This is a genomic window from Pseudogemmobacter hezensis, from assembly GCF_013155295.1.
GTDB lineage: Bacteria > Pseudomonadota > Alphaproteobacteria > Rhodobacterales > Rhodobacteraceae > Pseudogemmobacter > Pseudogemmobacter hezensis.
The window spans coordinates 103,869-118,297 of record NZ_JABJXT010000009.1; the positions used below are offsets into that span (position 1 = coordinate 103,869).

At 63.6% G+C, this 14,429-nt stretch carries 11 protein-coding genes; 6 read left to right on the plus strand and 5 right to left on the minus strand.

The genetic code is table 11. The features are described from left to right. Window positions 1–22: 22 nt before the first annotated feature. The 4 genes from pgi to HOY34_RS22320 all read left to right on the plus strand — a co-directional run bounded on the left by pgi (window position 23) and on the right by HOY34_RS22320 (window position 6,367). Window positions 23–1,627 (plus strand): glucose-6-phosphate isomerase, encoded by a 1,605-nt coding sequence (gene pgi / locus HOY34_RS11845; RefSeq protein ID WP_172363075.1) that lies wholly within the window; start codon window positions 23–25, stop codon window positions 1,625–1,627. Between the two features lie 107 nt (window positions 1,628–1,734). Then, window positions 1,735–3,993 carry an NAD-dependent DNA ligase LigA gene (gene ligA, locus HOY34_RS11850; protein ID WP_253944404.1) on the plus strand — a complete coding sequence of 753 codons (2,259 nt, stop codon included), beginning with the start codon at window positions 1,735–1,737 and terminating at the stop codon, window positions 3,991–3,993. Then, the gene (gene recG, locus HOY34_RS11855; protein WP_172363079.1) at window positions 3,990–6,080 is read left to right on the plus strand and encodes an ATP-dependent DNA helicase RecG; all 2,091 of its coding nucleotides are present in this window, start codon (window positions 3,990–3,992) and stop codon (window positions 6,078–6,080) included. The genes ligA and recG overlap by 4 nt, the downstream gene beginning before the upstream one ends. Window positions 6,081–6,244: 164 nt before the next feature. Beyond that, window positions 6,245–6,367 (plus strand): hypothetical protein, encoded by a 123-nt coding sequence (locus HOY34_RS22320; protein WP_301538898.1) that lies wholly within the window; start codon window positions 6,245–6,247, stop codon window positions 6,365–6,367. Between the two features lie 186 nt (window positions 6,368–6,553). Here the strand turns inward: HOY34_RS22320 and HOY34_RS11860 are convergent, their stop codons facing one another. Then, complete coding sequence (locus HOY34_RS11860) at window positions 6,554–7,000, minus strand: iron-sulfur cluster assembly scaffold protein (RefSeq protein WP_172363081.1); 447 nt, start codon at window positions 6,998–7,000, stop codon at window positions 6,554–6,556. Window positions 7,001–7,060: 60 nt separating this feature from the next. Between HOY34_RS11860 and hisI the strand changes: the two genes are divergently transcribed. Next, complete coding sequence (gene hisI / locus HOY34_RS11865; protein WP_172363083.1) at window positions 7,061–7,420, plus strand: phosphoribosyl-AMP cyclohydrolase; 360 nt, start codon at window positions 7,061–7,063, stop codon at window positions 7,418–7,420. Window positions 7,421–7,430: 10 nt separating this feature from the next. Here hisI and gluQRS read toward each other — a convergent pair whose 3' ends face one another. From gluQRS to gyrA, 4 genes are all read right to left on the minus strand, one after another. Further along, a complete protein-coding gene (gene gluQRS / locus HOY34_RS11870) occupies window positions 7,431–8,255 on the minus strand; it encodes a tRNA glutamyl-Q(34) synthetase GluQRS (protein WP_172363085.1) in 825 nt (274 codons plus the stop codon). Next, window positions 8,243–9,571 (minus strand): methylenetetrahydrofolate--tRNA-(uracil(54)-C(5))-methyltransferase (FADH(2)-oxidizing) TrmFO, encoded by a 1,329-nt coding sequence (gene trmFO / locus HOY34_RS11875; protein ID WP_172363087.1) that lies wholly within the window; start codon window positions 9,569–9,571, stop codon window positions 8,243–8,245. The genes gluQRS and trmFO overlap by 13 nt, the downstream gene beginning before the upstream one ends. A 66-nt stretch (window positions 9,572–9,637) precedes the next feature. Then, window positions 9,638–9,988: a DUF6614 family protein gene (locus HOY34_RS11880; protein WP_172363089.1), complete on the minus strand. Its 351-nt coding sequence runs from the start codon at window positions 9,986–9,988 to the stop codon at window positions 9,638–9,640. Window positions 9,989–10,084: 96 nt separating this feature from the next. After that, complete coding sequence (gyrA, locus tag HOY34_RS11885; protein ID WP_172363091.1) at window positions 10,085–12,850, minus strand: DNA gyrase subunit A; 2,766 nt, start codon at window positions 12,848–12,850, stop codon at window positions 10,085–10,087. Between the two features lie 468 nt (window positions 12,851–13,318). Between gyrA and HOY34_RS11890 the strand changes: the two genes are divergently transcribed. Next, window positions 13,319–14,407 carry a lysine-2,3-aminomutase-like protein gene (locus HOY34_RS11890; protein ID WP_172363099.1) on the plus strand — a complete coding sequence of 363 codons (1,089 nt, stop codon included), beginning with the start codon at window positions 13,319–13,321 and terminating at the stop codon, window positions 14,405–14,407. Window positions 14,408–14,429 lie beyond the last annotated feature (22 nt).

The window sequence follows — 14,429 nt, forward strand, 5'->3', positions numbered from 1 at the left end:
ACAGGACCGGAAGGGCTGAAACATGGACAAGTGGCAGGCGCTGAGGGCGCATCATGCGAAAGTGGCGGATCGCCATATCCTTTCGCTCTTCAACGCAGATGCCGGTCGGGCGGCGGCGTTTTCGGCCAGGGCTGACGGGCTGCTTTTTGACTGGTCCAAGACCAATATCGACGCGGAAGCCCGCGATCTTTTGCTGGATCTGGCTGAAAAATCCGGCGTCGCCGATAAGCGCGCCGCGATGTTTTCCGGCAAGAAAATCAATGAGACTGAGGGCCGCGCCGTTTTGCATGTCGCGCTGCGGGCGGGTGAGGATCACCGCATCCTGGTTGATGGCGAAGATGTAATCCCGGGCATCACCGCGACCCGCAAGCGGATGGCGGCTTTCGCCGATCAGCTGCGCTCGGGCGCGTATCAGGGGCAGGGCGGGCGCATCACCGATGTGGTTAATATCGGTATCGGTGGCTCTGACCTGGGGCCTGCGATGGCTGCACTGGCGCTGGTGCCCTACGCCGACGGGCCGCGGGTGCATTTCGTCTCGAACGTCGACGGGGCGCATATCCATGACACGCTTGCCGGGCTGAACCCGGAAACGACGCTGGTGATCGTGGCCTCGAAAACCTTCACCACCATCGAGACGATGACCAATGCCGATACCGCAAAGGCCTGGATGGGCCGGGTGGTGAAAGACCCCGGCGCGCAATTCGCTGCCGTCTCGACTGCGGCGGATAAAACCGCAGCTTACGGCATTGCGCCCGAACGTGTGTTCGGTTTCGAGGATTGGGTCGGCGGGCGCTATTCGATGTGGGGGCCGATTGGCCTTGCGCTGATGCTGGCGATCGGGCCTGAGGATTTCGATCAGTTCCTGGCTGGTGGCCGCGCGATGGACAGCCACTTCCTCGAAGCGCCCTTTGCGGAAAACATCCCGGTTCTGCTGGCGCTGGTCGGCATCTGGCACAACCAGCTCTGCGATTACGCCACCCGTGCCGTGCTGCCCTATGAGCAGCGCCTCTCGCGGCTGCCCGCCTATCTGCAGCAGCTTGAGATGGAGAGTAACGGCAAATCCGTGGCGCTGGATGGCTCAAGCCTGACGATCAATTCCGGCCCGGTGGTCTGGGGCGAACCTGGCACCAATGGCCAGCACGCCTTTTACCAGCTGATCCATCAGGGCACGCGGGTGATCCCATGCGAGTTCCTCGTCGGTCGTCACGGGCATGAGCCGGATCTGGCGCATCAGCATTTGCTGCTGGTCGCCAATTGCCTGGCGCAATCCGAGGCACTTTTGCGCGGCCGCTCACTTGATGAAGCCCGCGCCATCATGGCCAAAAAAGGCCTGACCGGGGATGAGCTGGAACGCCAGGCCCGCCACCGCGTCTTCCCCGGCAATCGCCCGACCACGACGCTGGCCTATGACCTGCTGACCCCCTTCGTGCTGGGCCAGATCATCGCGCTTTATGAACACCGGGTCTTTGTCGAAGGGGTGATCCTTGGCATCAACTCTTACGACCAATGGGGGGTCGAGCTGGGCAAGGAACTGGCGCTGGCCCTGCAACCCGTGCTGGAAGGCCAGGTCGGAACCGAGGGCAAAGACGGCTCGACCGCGGCGCTGGTGGCCTTCCTGAAGGGCTAAGAAAATCACGGGTCGGCATGGGGCAGGCAGCATCTGCCGCCATGCCGATCCGGCTTTACCTCTGCGCTGACAGGCCCTAATTTCGGCCAGCAATGCCGGAGATGACCATGGACGCCAAAGACCCAGATCAGCTTAGCCCAGGCGAGGCCCAGGCCGAACTGGCGGCATTGGCCCAGGCGATTTCGGCAGCAAACAGCGCCTATCACACCGATGATGCGCCGGTGATCTCTGACGCGGAATATGACGCGCTGAAACGGCGCAACAGCCTGTTAGAGCAGCATTTCCCGCAGCTGAAACGCCAGGACAGCCCCAGCGAACAGGTCGGCGCCGCGCTGGCCGAGGGCTTTGGCAAAGTGCCCCACCGCGTGGCGATGCTCAGCCTGGAAAACGCCTTCGACGATGCCGATGTCACCGATTTCGACGAGCGTGTGCGCAGCTTTCTGAACCATCAGGGGGCGCTGAGTTACACCGCCGAGCCGAAGATCGACGGGCTTTCGCTGTCCTTGCGTTATGAGCAGGGCGTGCTGGTCCAGGCCGCCACGCGCGGCGATGGCGCGACGGGTGAGAATGTCACCGCCAATGCCCGCACCATCCCGGATATTCCGCAGACAATCGCCGGGGCACCCGAGGTTCTTGAGGTGCGCGGCGAGGTCTATATGTCGCATGCCGATTTCGCGGCGCTGAATGCGCGGCAGCTGGCGGCGGGCGAGAAGGTCTTTGCCAATCCGCGCAATGCGGCGGCGGGCAGTCTGCGCCAGCTGGATGCTTCGATCACCGCCGCGCGGCCGCTGAAATTCTTCGCCTATGCCTGGGGCGAGCTGTCGCAGCCGCTGGCGGCCACCCAATCGGCGGCCATCGCGCAGCTGGCCGCCTTTGGCTTTCAGACCAATCCGCTGACCGTGCTTTGCGCCGGGCCCGATGAGATGCTGGCGCAATACCGTCTGATCGGCGAGCGCCGCGCCAGCCTTGGTTATGATATCGACGGCGTGGTCTATAAGGTCGATGATCTGGCGCTGCAGGCGCGGCTTGGTTTTCGCTCGACCACGCCGCGTTGGGCGATTGCGCATAAATTCCCAGCCGAGCTGGCCTGGACCTGGATCGAAGCCATCGACATCCAGGTGGGCCGCACCGGGGCGCTGTCTCCGGTGGCGCGGCTGACCCCGGTGACGGTGGGCGGCGTGGTGGTCTCGAACGCCACCCTGCACAATGAGGATTACATCCAGGGCCGCAATTCGGCGGGCGAAGAGATCCGGGGCGGGCGCGATTTCCGCATCGGCGATTTCGTCCAGGTCTACCGCGCCGGTGATGTGATCCCGAAGCTGGCCGATGTCGATCTGACGAAACGGCCCGATACCGCGCAGCCCTATCATTTCCCCGAGACCTGCCCGCAATGTGGCAGCCCGGCGATCCGCGCCCCGGGCGATTCCGTGCGCCGTTGCACGGGCGGGCTGATCTGCCCGGCGCAAGGGGTTGAAAGGCTGAAACATTTCGTCAGCCGCAATGCCTTTGATATTGAGGGGCTTGGCGCGAAACAGGTCGAGATGTTCTATCACGACGACCTTTTGCCGGTGAAAACCCCCGCCGATATCTTCACGCTGGAAGAGCGCGACAATGCCAATCCGCTGCAAAAGCTGAAGAACCGTGACGGCTTTGGCGAGACCTCGGTCAAAAAGCTTTGGGCGGCGATAGAGGAACGCCGCCGCATCAGCCTGGAGCGGCTTTTGTTCGGCCTTGGCATCCGCGATGTCGGCGAGGGCGCGGCCCGCGATCTGGCCCGCTATTATCACAGCTGGACGGCGCTGATCGGGGCGGTTGACCTCGCCCATCCCGCCGCCCTGCGCCAGATCGCCGCCGATGAGGCCGAGGCGCAAGAACGTGCCGAGGCCAGCCACCAGGGCCGCCGCGCCCAGCTGGCAAAGGTGCGTGCCGCGATATGGGAGGCGGATCCGCTGCCGTCTGAGACCACCGCCGCCTGGTCGGATCTTTTGTCGATTGACGGGATCGGCGCGGTGCTGGCGGTGTCGCTGGTCACCTCGCTCGCGCCCGGCGGGCATGAGCGTGAGGCGGTCGATGCGCTGATTGCCCAGCTGCGCGAGATCACGCCCCCCCCGGCGCGGGCCAGCGCCAGCCCGGTTGCTGGCCTGACGGTGGTCTTCACCGGCAGCCTTGAGAAAATGACCCGCGCCGAGGCCAAGGCCCGTGCCGAGGCGCTTGGCGCCAAAGTTGCGGGCAGCGTTTCGGCGAAAACCGATCTGCTGGTGGCGGGGCCTGGCGCGGGATCAAAGGCGAAGGATGCCGAAAAACACGGCGTGAAGATGATAGATGAGGACGCCTGGCTGGCGCTGATCGGATCCTCAGGGGCATGAGCAGGCCAGAGGCGCTTTTCCCGCTTTTCGCGGATCTGGAAACGCTGGACGGGGTCGGCGCGAAATCGGCAAAGGCCTTTGAGGGGCTTTCGGTCACGCGCCCGCGCGACCTTTTGTTTTTGCTGCCTTATTCCGGGATCGACCGCAGTCTGCAGGCGGGGCTTTCCGATTACATCCTGCCCACCACCATCACGATCGAGGTCGAGGTTTTGCGCCACAATCCGGCCCGGAACCGTTCGGCCCCGGTGGTGATCCAGACCCGCGATTCTGCGGGCGAGGTGCTGGAGCTGGTGTTCTTCCACGCCCGTGGCGACTATCTGCAGCGCATCCTGCCGGTCGGGGCGCGGCGCGTGGTCTCGGGCAAGGCCGAGGCCAATGATTACGCGGTCAGGATGGTGCACCCCGATCACATCCTCGCCCCGGAAGAGGCGAAAACCCTGTCCGGGTGGGAGCCCGTCTATCCGCTGACCGCCGGGATTACCCAAAAGACGCTGCAAAAGGCGGTGGCCTCGGCGCTGACGCGGCTGCCGGACCTGCCGGAATGGATCGATCCGGGTCAGATGGCGAAAGAGGGCTGGCCCACCTGGGCCGAGGCGGTGCGCCGCGCGCATCTGCCCATGAGCGCCCAGGATCTGGCCGCCGATCACCCGGCCCGGGCGCGGCTGGCCTATGATGAGCTGCTGGCCCATCAGCTGACGCTTTCGCTGGCGCGGGCCCGGATGCGGCGCGGGCGCGGTGTGGAAAGCCGGGGCGATGGGCACCTGCAGGCGCGGGTTCTGGCGGCGCTGCCCTATCGCCCGACCGGGGCGCAGACCCGTGCCCTAAGCGAGATTGCTGCAGATATGGCCGCGCCTTTGCGGATGAACCGCCTGCTGCAGGGCGATGTCGGGGCGGGCAAAACGCTGGTTGCGATGCTGGCGCTTGCCGTCGCGGTTGAGGCGGGCGGGCAGGGCGTGATGATGGCCCCGACCGAGATCCTTGCGCGTCAGCATCATGAGGGGCTGCGCGATCTGGCCGCCAGCGCCGGCATCCGGCTGGAGCTTTTGACCGGCCGCGACCGCGGCGCCGAGCGGGCGGCGAAACTGGCGGCGCTTGCCGCGGGCGAGATCCAGGTCCTGGTCGGAACCCATGCGGTTTTCCAAAAAGACGTGGTTTTCCATGATCTTCGCCTGGCGGTGGTGGATGAACAGCACCGCTTTGGCGTTGCCCAGCGGATGGAGCTGGGCGCCAAAGGCGAGGCGGTTGATGTGCTGGTGATGACCGCCACGCCGATCCCGCGCAGCCTGGCGCTGGCCACCTATGGCGATATGGATGTCTCGGTGCTTGATGAAAAACCACCGGGCCGCAAGCCGATCAAAACCGCCCTGGTGACCACGGCCCGCATTGATGAGGTCGTCCAGCATCTGAAACGCGCCCTGAGCGAGGGGCGGCAGGCCTATTGGGTCTGCCCGCTGGTTGAAGAAAGCGAGCTGGTCGATCTGGCCTCGGCCGAGGAGCGGTTCGCGCAGCTGCGGGCCGCCCTGGGCGAAGGGCGGGTGGGGCTGGTCCACGGCCAGATGCCGCCCACTGACAAAGACGCGGCGATGGCACGATTCGTGGCGGGCGAAACCGGGGTGCTGGTTGCGACCACGGTGATTGAAGTGGGGGTGAATGTGCCCAATGCCTCGATCATGGTGATCGAGCGGGCCGAGAGTTTTGGCCTGGCGCAGTTGCATCAGCTGCGCGGTCGGGTCGGGCGGGGCGCAGCCGAATCGACCTGCCTGCTGATGTATCAGGCGCCGCTGACAGAGACGGGTGAGCGCCGCCTGAAAACCCTGCGCGATACCGAAGACGGCTTTCGCATCGCCGAAGAGGATCTGGCGATGCGCGGCGCGGGTGATCTGATCGGCACCGCGCAATCTGGCCTGCCAAAGTTCCGCGTCGCCGATATCGAGCGGCAATCAGCGCTGATGGCTGTTGCCCAGTCGGATGCCCGCAAATTGCTGCATGACGACCCAAAGCTGGAATCACCACGCGGCAAGGCCGCACGGCATCTGTTGTGGCTGCTGGATCAGGACCGCGCGATCAGATTGCTGACCGTCGGCTGAGATCCCGATTAACCCTATGAAATCATTTGTCTTAATATGGCTGGCCAGCCCCAGAACCCTAATGTTCTCACTTTATACCTAAATGTTCTCAAAAAGTTCTTTACAAAAGGTGAATGAAATGAGAACAATGAGGCAACAAAGCAAGAGAGCAGAGGGAAAAGACAATGATCGCCCGACTGAAAGCCGTCCGCCGCAACAGTGATATCCGCGTGGTTGAGGATATCCTTGGCATCGTCGCCCTGTTTGCCTTGCTGTTTGTTACCCTCGCGCTGCCCGTTGCGGGCTGAGCGCCTGGATCTGAGTTTCTGCCTGCGGTCTGAACCCCCGGCATGCCACGGCCTTATCTGTCCCGATCCTATGGCCGTCTGATCTGCCTTTGTCCTGCAGATCCCCGCATGTCCCAGACACGCTGCACTTCCGCCGCCGTCGCAACCCGACGTGCGGCGGTTTTTTTATTCAGCGGTTTATGCCGCTCAGGGATCCTTGCTGCCGGCGATCTCTGCCGCCTCAGCAGCCGCCTCAAGCGCCAGCAGGATCGAGGCGTGGCGGTTGCGAAACTCGCGGGCCGGGATCAGCACACGGTAAAGATCAAACGGCGCATCCGGGCCGTCGCCACCGGATCTCAGCATATCCGCGACCGCATCTCGCAGCGCGGTCAGCTCGGCAGGGCTGCGCCCGATCACCATCTGGCCCAGAATGGCCGCCGAGGCCTGGCCAAGCGCACAGGCCCGCACCTCCTGGGCGTATTCGGAAACCCGCCCGTCTTTCAGCACCAGATCCACGGTGATCGAAGACCCGCAGACCGGCGAGCGCCGCCGCGCTGATGCATCAGGGGCGCTCAGCCGCCCGGTCAGCGGCACATTGGCCGCCAGCTCCAGGATGCGTCCGGAATAAAGCGAGATCAGATCGCTGTCGCTCATGGCTTGCCCTCCGCTTTGGTCTATGTAATCCCGATGCCGCCCCGCGCCAAGGAGAAGCCGATGCCCTTTGATCCTGCCAGCCTGAAATATGATGCCAATGGGCTGATCCCCTGCATCGCGCAGCAGCATGACAGCGGCGAGGTGCTGATGCTGGCCTGGATGAATGCAGCGGCGGTGGCGAAAACGCTTGAAACGGGGCGGGTGACCTATTGGTCGCGCTCGCGTCAGGCGTTCTGGGTGAAGGGCGAAAGCTCTGGCCATGTGCAAAAGCTGGTCGGTCTGCGGGTGGATTGCGACCGCGACTGCCTGCTGGCGCTGGTCGATCAGACCGGGCCTGCCTGCCACACCAACCGCCGCTCGTGCTTTTACACCGGGGTTGAGACGGGCGATGAGGTCGAGCTGATGAAGCCCATCGCCTGATTTTCCCAGGCTAGATTCCGGCTTGCAGCATCTGGCGAATATCGGCGGGCGTCGCGCCCTCGGCCCGATATTTCGCCAGCGCCTGGGCGTCATCGCGTTTGGCCAGGCGCTTGCCCGCCGCATCGCGGATCAGTCGGTGATGATGCCAAAGCGGTTGGGCCAGGCCAAGCAGGCGGATCAGCAGCACGTGAATGGCGGTCGCCTCGAAAAGATCGGCACCGCGGGTGACCTCACTTATGCCCTGGGCGGCGTCATCGACCACCACAGCAACATGATATGAGGTGCCGATATCGCGCCGCGCCAGCACGACATCGCCGATCTCCGTCACCATCTGATGGGCGTCGCGCTGATGTGCGCCGGGGTTCAGGCCGGTTTCGGTCCAGCGAATGGGCCCGCTGAGGGCCATCGCTTTTGCCATATCCAGCCGGATCGCGCCCTCGCGGTGGCCTGCATTGCGGCAGGTGCCGGGATAGACCGGACCATCGGGGCCGATCAGCGGCGCGCCTTCCTGCGGGGCTGAAAGCGCTGCGCGAATATCGCCACGGCTGCAGGTGCAATGATAGGTGAGGCCCATTTCGCTAAGCCGACCAACGGCATCTGCGTAAAGTGCCAGCCGTTCAGACTGGCGCAGAACGGGCTGTTGCCAGCGCAGCCCCAGCCAGGAAAGATCCTCATAGATGCCTGCCTCAAAGGCAGGTTTTGCACGCGCCGTATCAATGTCCTCAATCCGAAGCAGGAACTGATCGCCGCGTTCAGCGGCAACCAGCGCGGCATAGGCATGGCCCAGATGCAAAGGCCCGGTTGGTGACGGCGCGAAGCGCGTTACCCGAGCCATGCCGTGAAAGCATCCTTGGCGCGGTCGGTATAGGCCTTGTAACGGTCCTTGCGGCCGCGCCTGCCGCCTTTGGCGTCAATCGGCGGGAAGAGACCGAAATTCACATTCATCGGCTGGAAGGTTTTCGCCTCGGCCCCGCCGGTAATATGGGTGATCAGCGCCCCCATGGCGGTGTCAGCGGGGGGCGGCGGCAGATCCTGGCCTTTGATCTCTGCCGCAGCCATCCGGCCCGCCAGCAGCCCCATGGCCGCAGATTCGACATAGCCCTCAACCCCGGTGATCTGGCCTGCGAAACGGATATTCGGGCGCGATTTCAGCCGCATCTGATTGTCGAGCAGCGTGGGCGAGTTGATGAAAGTATTGCGGTGAATGCCGCCAAGCCGCGCAAAGCTGGCATTCTCAAGACCGGGAATCATTTTGAAAACAGCGGTTTGGGCGCCGTATTTCATTTTGGTCTGGAAGCCCACGATATTGTAAAGCGTGCCAAGCGCATTGTCGCGGCGCAGCTGCACCACGGCATGGGCTTTGGTGTCGGGGGCATGGGAATTGGTCAGGCCAACCGGCTTCATCGGGCCAAAGCGCAGGGTTTCGCGCCCGCGCTCGGCCATGACCTCAATCGGCAGGCAACCGTCGAAATAGCCTGCGGTCTCGCCCTCGTGGAATTCGGTTTTCTCAGCCGCCAGCAGCGCGTCGATGAAAGCCTCATACTGAGGTTTGGTCATCGGGCAGTTGATATAGGCCTTCTGCTCTTCCTCGGTCTCGCCTTTGTCATAGCGCGACTGGCGCCAGGCGATGTCCATATCGATGGTCTCGGCATAGACGATGGGGGCGATCGCATCGAAAAACGCCAGGCTTTCGGCGCCTGTCTCTGTTCGGATCGCCTCGGCCAGCGCGCCAGAGGTCAGCGGGCCGGTGGCGATGATCCAGTGGCCGTCATCTGGCAGCGCGGTAATCTCGCCCGGCGCGAATGAAATCAGCGGATGCGCCCGCAGTTTCGCCGTGACCGAGGCCGAGAAGGCATCGCGGTCAACCGCCAGCGCCCCCCCGGCGGGCAGGCGATGCTGCCGCGCCATTGCCATGATCACCCCGTTGGCCGCCTGCATTTCCCAATGCAAAAGACCGACGGCGTTCCTCTCATCATCATCCGAGCGGAATGAGTTCGAGCAGACCATTTCGGCGAAATCGCCGGTGCGATGCGCGAATGTGCCCACAGAGGGGCGCATTTCGTGAAGGACGACCGGGATTCCGGCCTCAGCCGCCTGCCAGGCAGCCTCAGACCCGGCCATGCCGCCGCCGATGATATTGAGCTTATCCATAGCCGGGGATGTAGCCCTGCCGGGGCGGCAGATCAACTGCCCAGATTGAGGGCTGAGATTGGCTGCTCAGATCAGGGCGATCCTTTCTCGCTGTGCGGGGTCCGGCCAGGGGCGATAAAGGCCGACATCGGCATGGGCGATCATGCCGTGCATCTGGTCGTAACGGCGCAGGGCCTCTTCATCGGTGGCCGCCAGCCCGGCAAAGGCGTTGTCCAGCCCGGCAAGGCCGGGAAGCTCGATCTCCAGCAGGAAATCGGTATGTGCGCCCGAGGCCAGGCCCAGCTTGCGCCGCAAAAGCCGCCATTCACTTACAAGGCCCTTGTTGCGCAGATGTTCCATCCAGGCGGCGACTGCGGCCGCGAATGACAAGGCCCGCGCCTCGGGCCTGAGTTCGATCAGACAATGATAGAGATTCACCGCATCCTCCGTGCCGGGATCCAGAGCACAGTGAAACAGCTAAGGTTTACCACCGGGTTAAAATGAAACGGCCCGCCGATGGGGCGGGCCGTAAAATCATTCCTGTGCCGGGTCTGTGGGGGCCTCTGCTGCGGGGCTGTCTGGCGCCGCCTCATCCGCCTCTTGCTCGGCGATGCGGGCGACCGAGACCACCTCTTCCTCGCCGCCGGTGTTCAGAACCTTCACCCCACCCGCCGAACGCGAGCGGAATGAGATCTGGCCGACCGGCACCCGGATCGACTGGCCGGACGAGGTCGCCAGCATGATCTGATCCGACATGTCGACCGGGAAAGAGGCCACCAGCGGCCCGCCCGGCATCGATTTGGCAAAGGCGGTCACGCCCTGGCCGCCACGGCCGCGCACCGGATAATCATGGCTGGACGACAGCTTGCCCAGACCACGCGCGGTGATCGTCAGGATCAGATCCTCGGCCGCCGACATCTCGGCATAGCGTTCAGGCGAAAGCTGGCCTTCGGCGGCCTCATCCTCATCATCGGCCTCGGTCTCATCGGTCACGCCCGCGACAAGGCGGCGCTGCTTCAGATAGGCGGCACGTTCGGCCGGGTCGGCCTCGAAATGGCGGATGATCGACATCGAGACGACCTTGTCCTCGCCGTTCAGGCGGATGCCGCGCACCCCCGTCGAGCCGCGGGATTTAAAGACGCGGATCTCTGTCGTGGGGAAACGGATCGCCCGGCCAGAGGCGGTAACCAGCATGACATCGTCATTCTCATCGGCGATTGCCGCGTTCACAAGTGTAACGTTATCAGGCAGTTTCATGGCAATCTTGCCATTGCGCATGACATTGGTGAAGTCCGACAGATCGTTCTGGCGCACATCCCCATCCGAGGTTGCAAAGACGATCTGCAGCTTGTCCCATTCGGCCTCGGGCACATCCACGGGCATCAGCGCGGCGATGGAGACGCCGGGCTCGATGGGCAGGATATTGACCAGCGCCTTGCCTTTGGCATTGCGGCCCGCCACCGGCAGACGCCAGGTTTTCAGCTTATAGACCATGCCGGTCGTTGTGAAGAACAGCAGCCAGGTATGTGTATTTGCTACGAAAAGCGTGGTGACGACATCGTCTTCCTTGGTCTGCATCGAGGACAGACCCTTGCCACCACGGTTCTGTTGGCGGAACTCGGCCAGCGGGGTGCGCTTGATATAGCCGCCCGAGGTGATGGTCACGACCATATCCTCGCGCTCGATCAGATCCTCGTCATCCATATCGCCTTCCCAATCTGCGATCTGGGTGCGGCGCGGCACGGCGAAGAGGGTTTTCACCTCGGTCAGCTCTTCCGAGATGATCGCCATGATCCGCTCGCGCGATGAGAGAATATCGAGGTAATCCTTGATCTTAGCGGCCAGTTCTTCCAGCTCGTCGGTGACCTCACGCACGCCCATCGCCGTCAGGCGCTGCAGACGCAGCTCAAGGATCGCGCGGGCCTGAACCTCAGAGAGGTTATAGGTGCCGTCGTCGTTCATCGTATGGCTGGGGTCGTCGATCAGCCGGATATAGCCCGCAATGTCATGGGCGGGCCAGCGCCGGGTCATCAGCCGCTCGCGGGCCTCGGCCGGGTCGGCCGAGCTGCGGATCGTCGCCACGATCTCATCGACATTCGAGACGGCCACCGCCAGACCACACAGGATATGGCTGCGCTCACGTGCCTTGCGAAGTTCAAATGCGGTGCGGCGCGCGACAACTTCCTCGCGGAAGGTGATGAAATGGCTGAGGAAATCGCGCAGGGTCAGCACTTCGGGTCTGCCGCCGACCAGCGCCAGCATATTGCAACCGAAATGCACCTGCATCGGCGAGAAGCGCCACAGCTGGTTCAGCACAACATCGGGCGTGGCATCGCGTTTCAGCTCGATCACCACACGCACGCCGACGCGGTCGGATTCGTCGGCGACCGAGGCGATGCCCTCGATCCGCTTGTCGCGCACGGCCTCGGCGATCTTTTCGATCATCGCGGCCTTGTTCACCTGATAGGGGATCTCATCGACGATGATCGCCCAGCGGTCCTTGCGCAGCTCTTCGACATGGGTGATGGCCCGGATGATGACCGAGCCGCGCCCCTCAAGATAGGCCTTCCGCGCGCCCGAGCGGCCAAGGATCATGCCCCCGGTCGGGAAGTCTGGCGCCGGAACGATTTCCATGAGCGATTCCATGGAGATATCCGGGTTTTCTATCACGGCAAGCGTGGCGTCGATCACCTCACCCAGGTTGTGGGGCGGGATGCGGGTGGCCATGCCGACGGCGATACCCTCGGTGCCATTAACCAGCATATTGGGATAGCGGGCGGGCAGAACGGTCGGCTCGCGGTCCTTACCGTCGTAATTGTCCTGAAAATCGACGGTTTCCTTGTCGATATCGGCCAGAAGATAGGCGGCGGGCTTGTCCATCCGCACTTCGGTATAGCGCATCGCGGCTGGCGGATCGCCATCCATCGAGCCGAAATTCCCTTGTCCATCAAGGAGTTTCAGCGACATGCTAAAGGGCTGCGCCATCCGCACCAGCGCGTCATAGATCGATGCATCGCCATGCGGGTGGTATTTCCCCATCGTATCGCCGACCGGGCGGGCCGATTTGCGATAGGGCTTGTCATGGCCGTTGTTGCTTTCGTGCATAGCAAACAGCACGCGGCGGTGCACCGGCTTCAGCCCGTCGCGCAGATCGGGGATCGCACGGCTGACAATGACCGACATCGCATAATCGAGATAGGCGGTGCGCATCTCCTGGGTGATATCGACCTGGGGCCCGTCATAGACCGGCTTTTCAGGGGTTTCACCTGCGTTTTCAATATCTTCCGGAGTGTCTGACACGTTGCGCCTTCTTTGTCACGGCCGGGGATTTCAGGATACCTGACGCTCACCCGCATTTAGTTGGGATGAAGTTACACCATACCAGCCATGGGGCGCAATGGCCGGGGGCGGCTGCTGGCGACAGTCCTGGCCAGAGTGCGGCAGATCACTGATATTGTTGAGGAAATATTCACTTCTCCCGGCGATAAAAAGACAGGTCAGCTGACAGGAGACAAATGGATGACGCGACACGACTTTTCCGACGGCCTGAGGCTATCGCGGGGCCGCTGCATTCGGCCCGTTCTTCCCATCACCGGGTGATTGGCCCGGCTGCGCGGCGCAGGCTCTCGGCATAGCTTTGGCTGAACTGGCGCGGCTTTCTTGCCGGACGGGCGCGGGCAGGGTATCAGCCAGGCTATGACTGATCAGTCCCCGCCATCACCGCAAGATCTGACGCCAGGCGCCTCGCCTATCCAAAGCGCCTCGCCCATGCAAAGCGCATCGCCCATCCAAAGCGCCGCGCCCGTGCAAGGCGCTTCATCCGTGCAAGGCGCTTTGCCCGCCCGGGCGATCACCGGCGTCGACGGGCTGATCCGGGATGGCCTGGTCGATGCCGCCGGGCGCAGGGTGCTGACCGAGGTCGGGGAGGCATTTCGCATCCGCATCAGCCCCGCGATGCAGCAAAAGGGGGCAGAGGGCGTGCTGGCCCAGTTCCTGCCCGACGCGCGAGAGCTGAACATCCTGCCCGAAGAGCTGGTCGATCCGATTGGCGATGACGCGCATCGCCCGGTCCAGGGGCTGACGCATCGCTACCCCGACCGGGTGATCCTGCATGCGACCCAGACCTGTGAGGTCTATTGCCGCTTTTGCTTTCGGCGTGAGGCGGTGGGCGAGACCGGGCAGCTGGCCGAGGATGAGTTTCTGCGCGTGCTGGCCTATCTGCGCGACCACCCGCAGATATGGGAGGTGATTCTGACCGGGGGCGATCCGCTGACCCTGTCGCGGCGCAGATTGGCCGATATGCTGGCGCGGTTGTCAGAGATCCCCAGCGTGCAGGTGATCCGCTTTCACACCCGCATCCCGGTGGTCGCGCCAGAGCGGATCACCGATGATCTGGTGCAGGCGATGCAGATCCGGCCTGCGGTCTGGCTGGTGGTGCATACCAATCACGCCGATGAAATTACCCCTGCGGCTGAGGCCGCCTTTCGCCGCCTGACCCGCGCAGGCGTGCCGCTTTTGTCGCAAACCGTGCTGCTGAAGGGCGTGAATGCCGAGCCGGACCTGCTGGAGCAGCTTTTCCGGGCGCTGATCCGCAACCGCGTCAAACCCTATTACCTGCATCACCCCGATCTGGCCAAAGGCACCGGCCATTTTCGCCTGACCATTCGTGAGGGACAGGCGATCATGGCCGCCTTGCGGGGCCGCATTTCCGGCACCGCGCTGCCGACCTATGTGCTGGATATCCCCGGTGGCCATGGCAAAGTGCCAATCGGCCCCGACTACCTGCAAGAGGAAGGCCCGGGCCGCTGGCTTGTGACAGATCCGCAGGGGGGGCTGCACGATTACCGCGATCTCTGATCTGCCGCAGATCAGCCAGGGC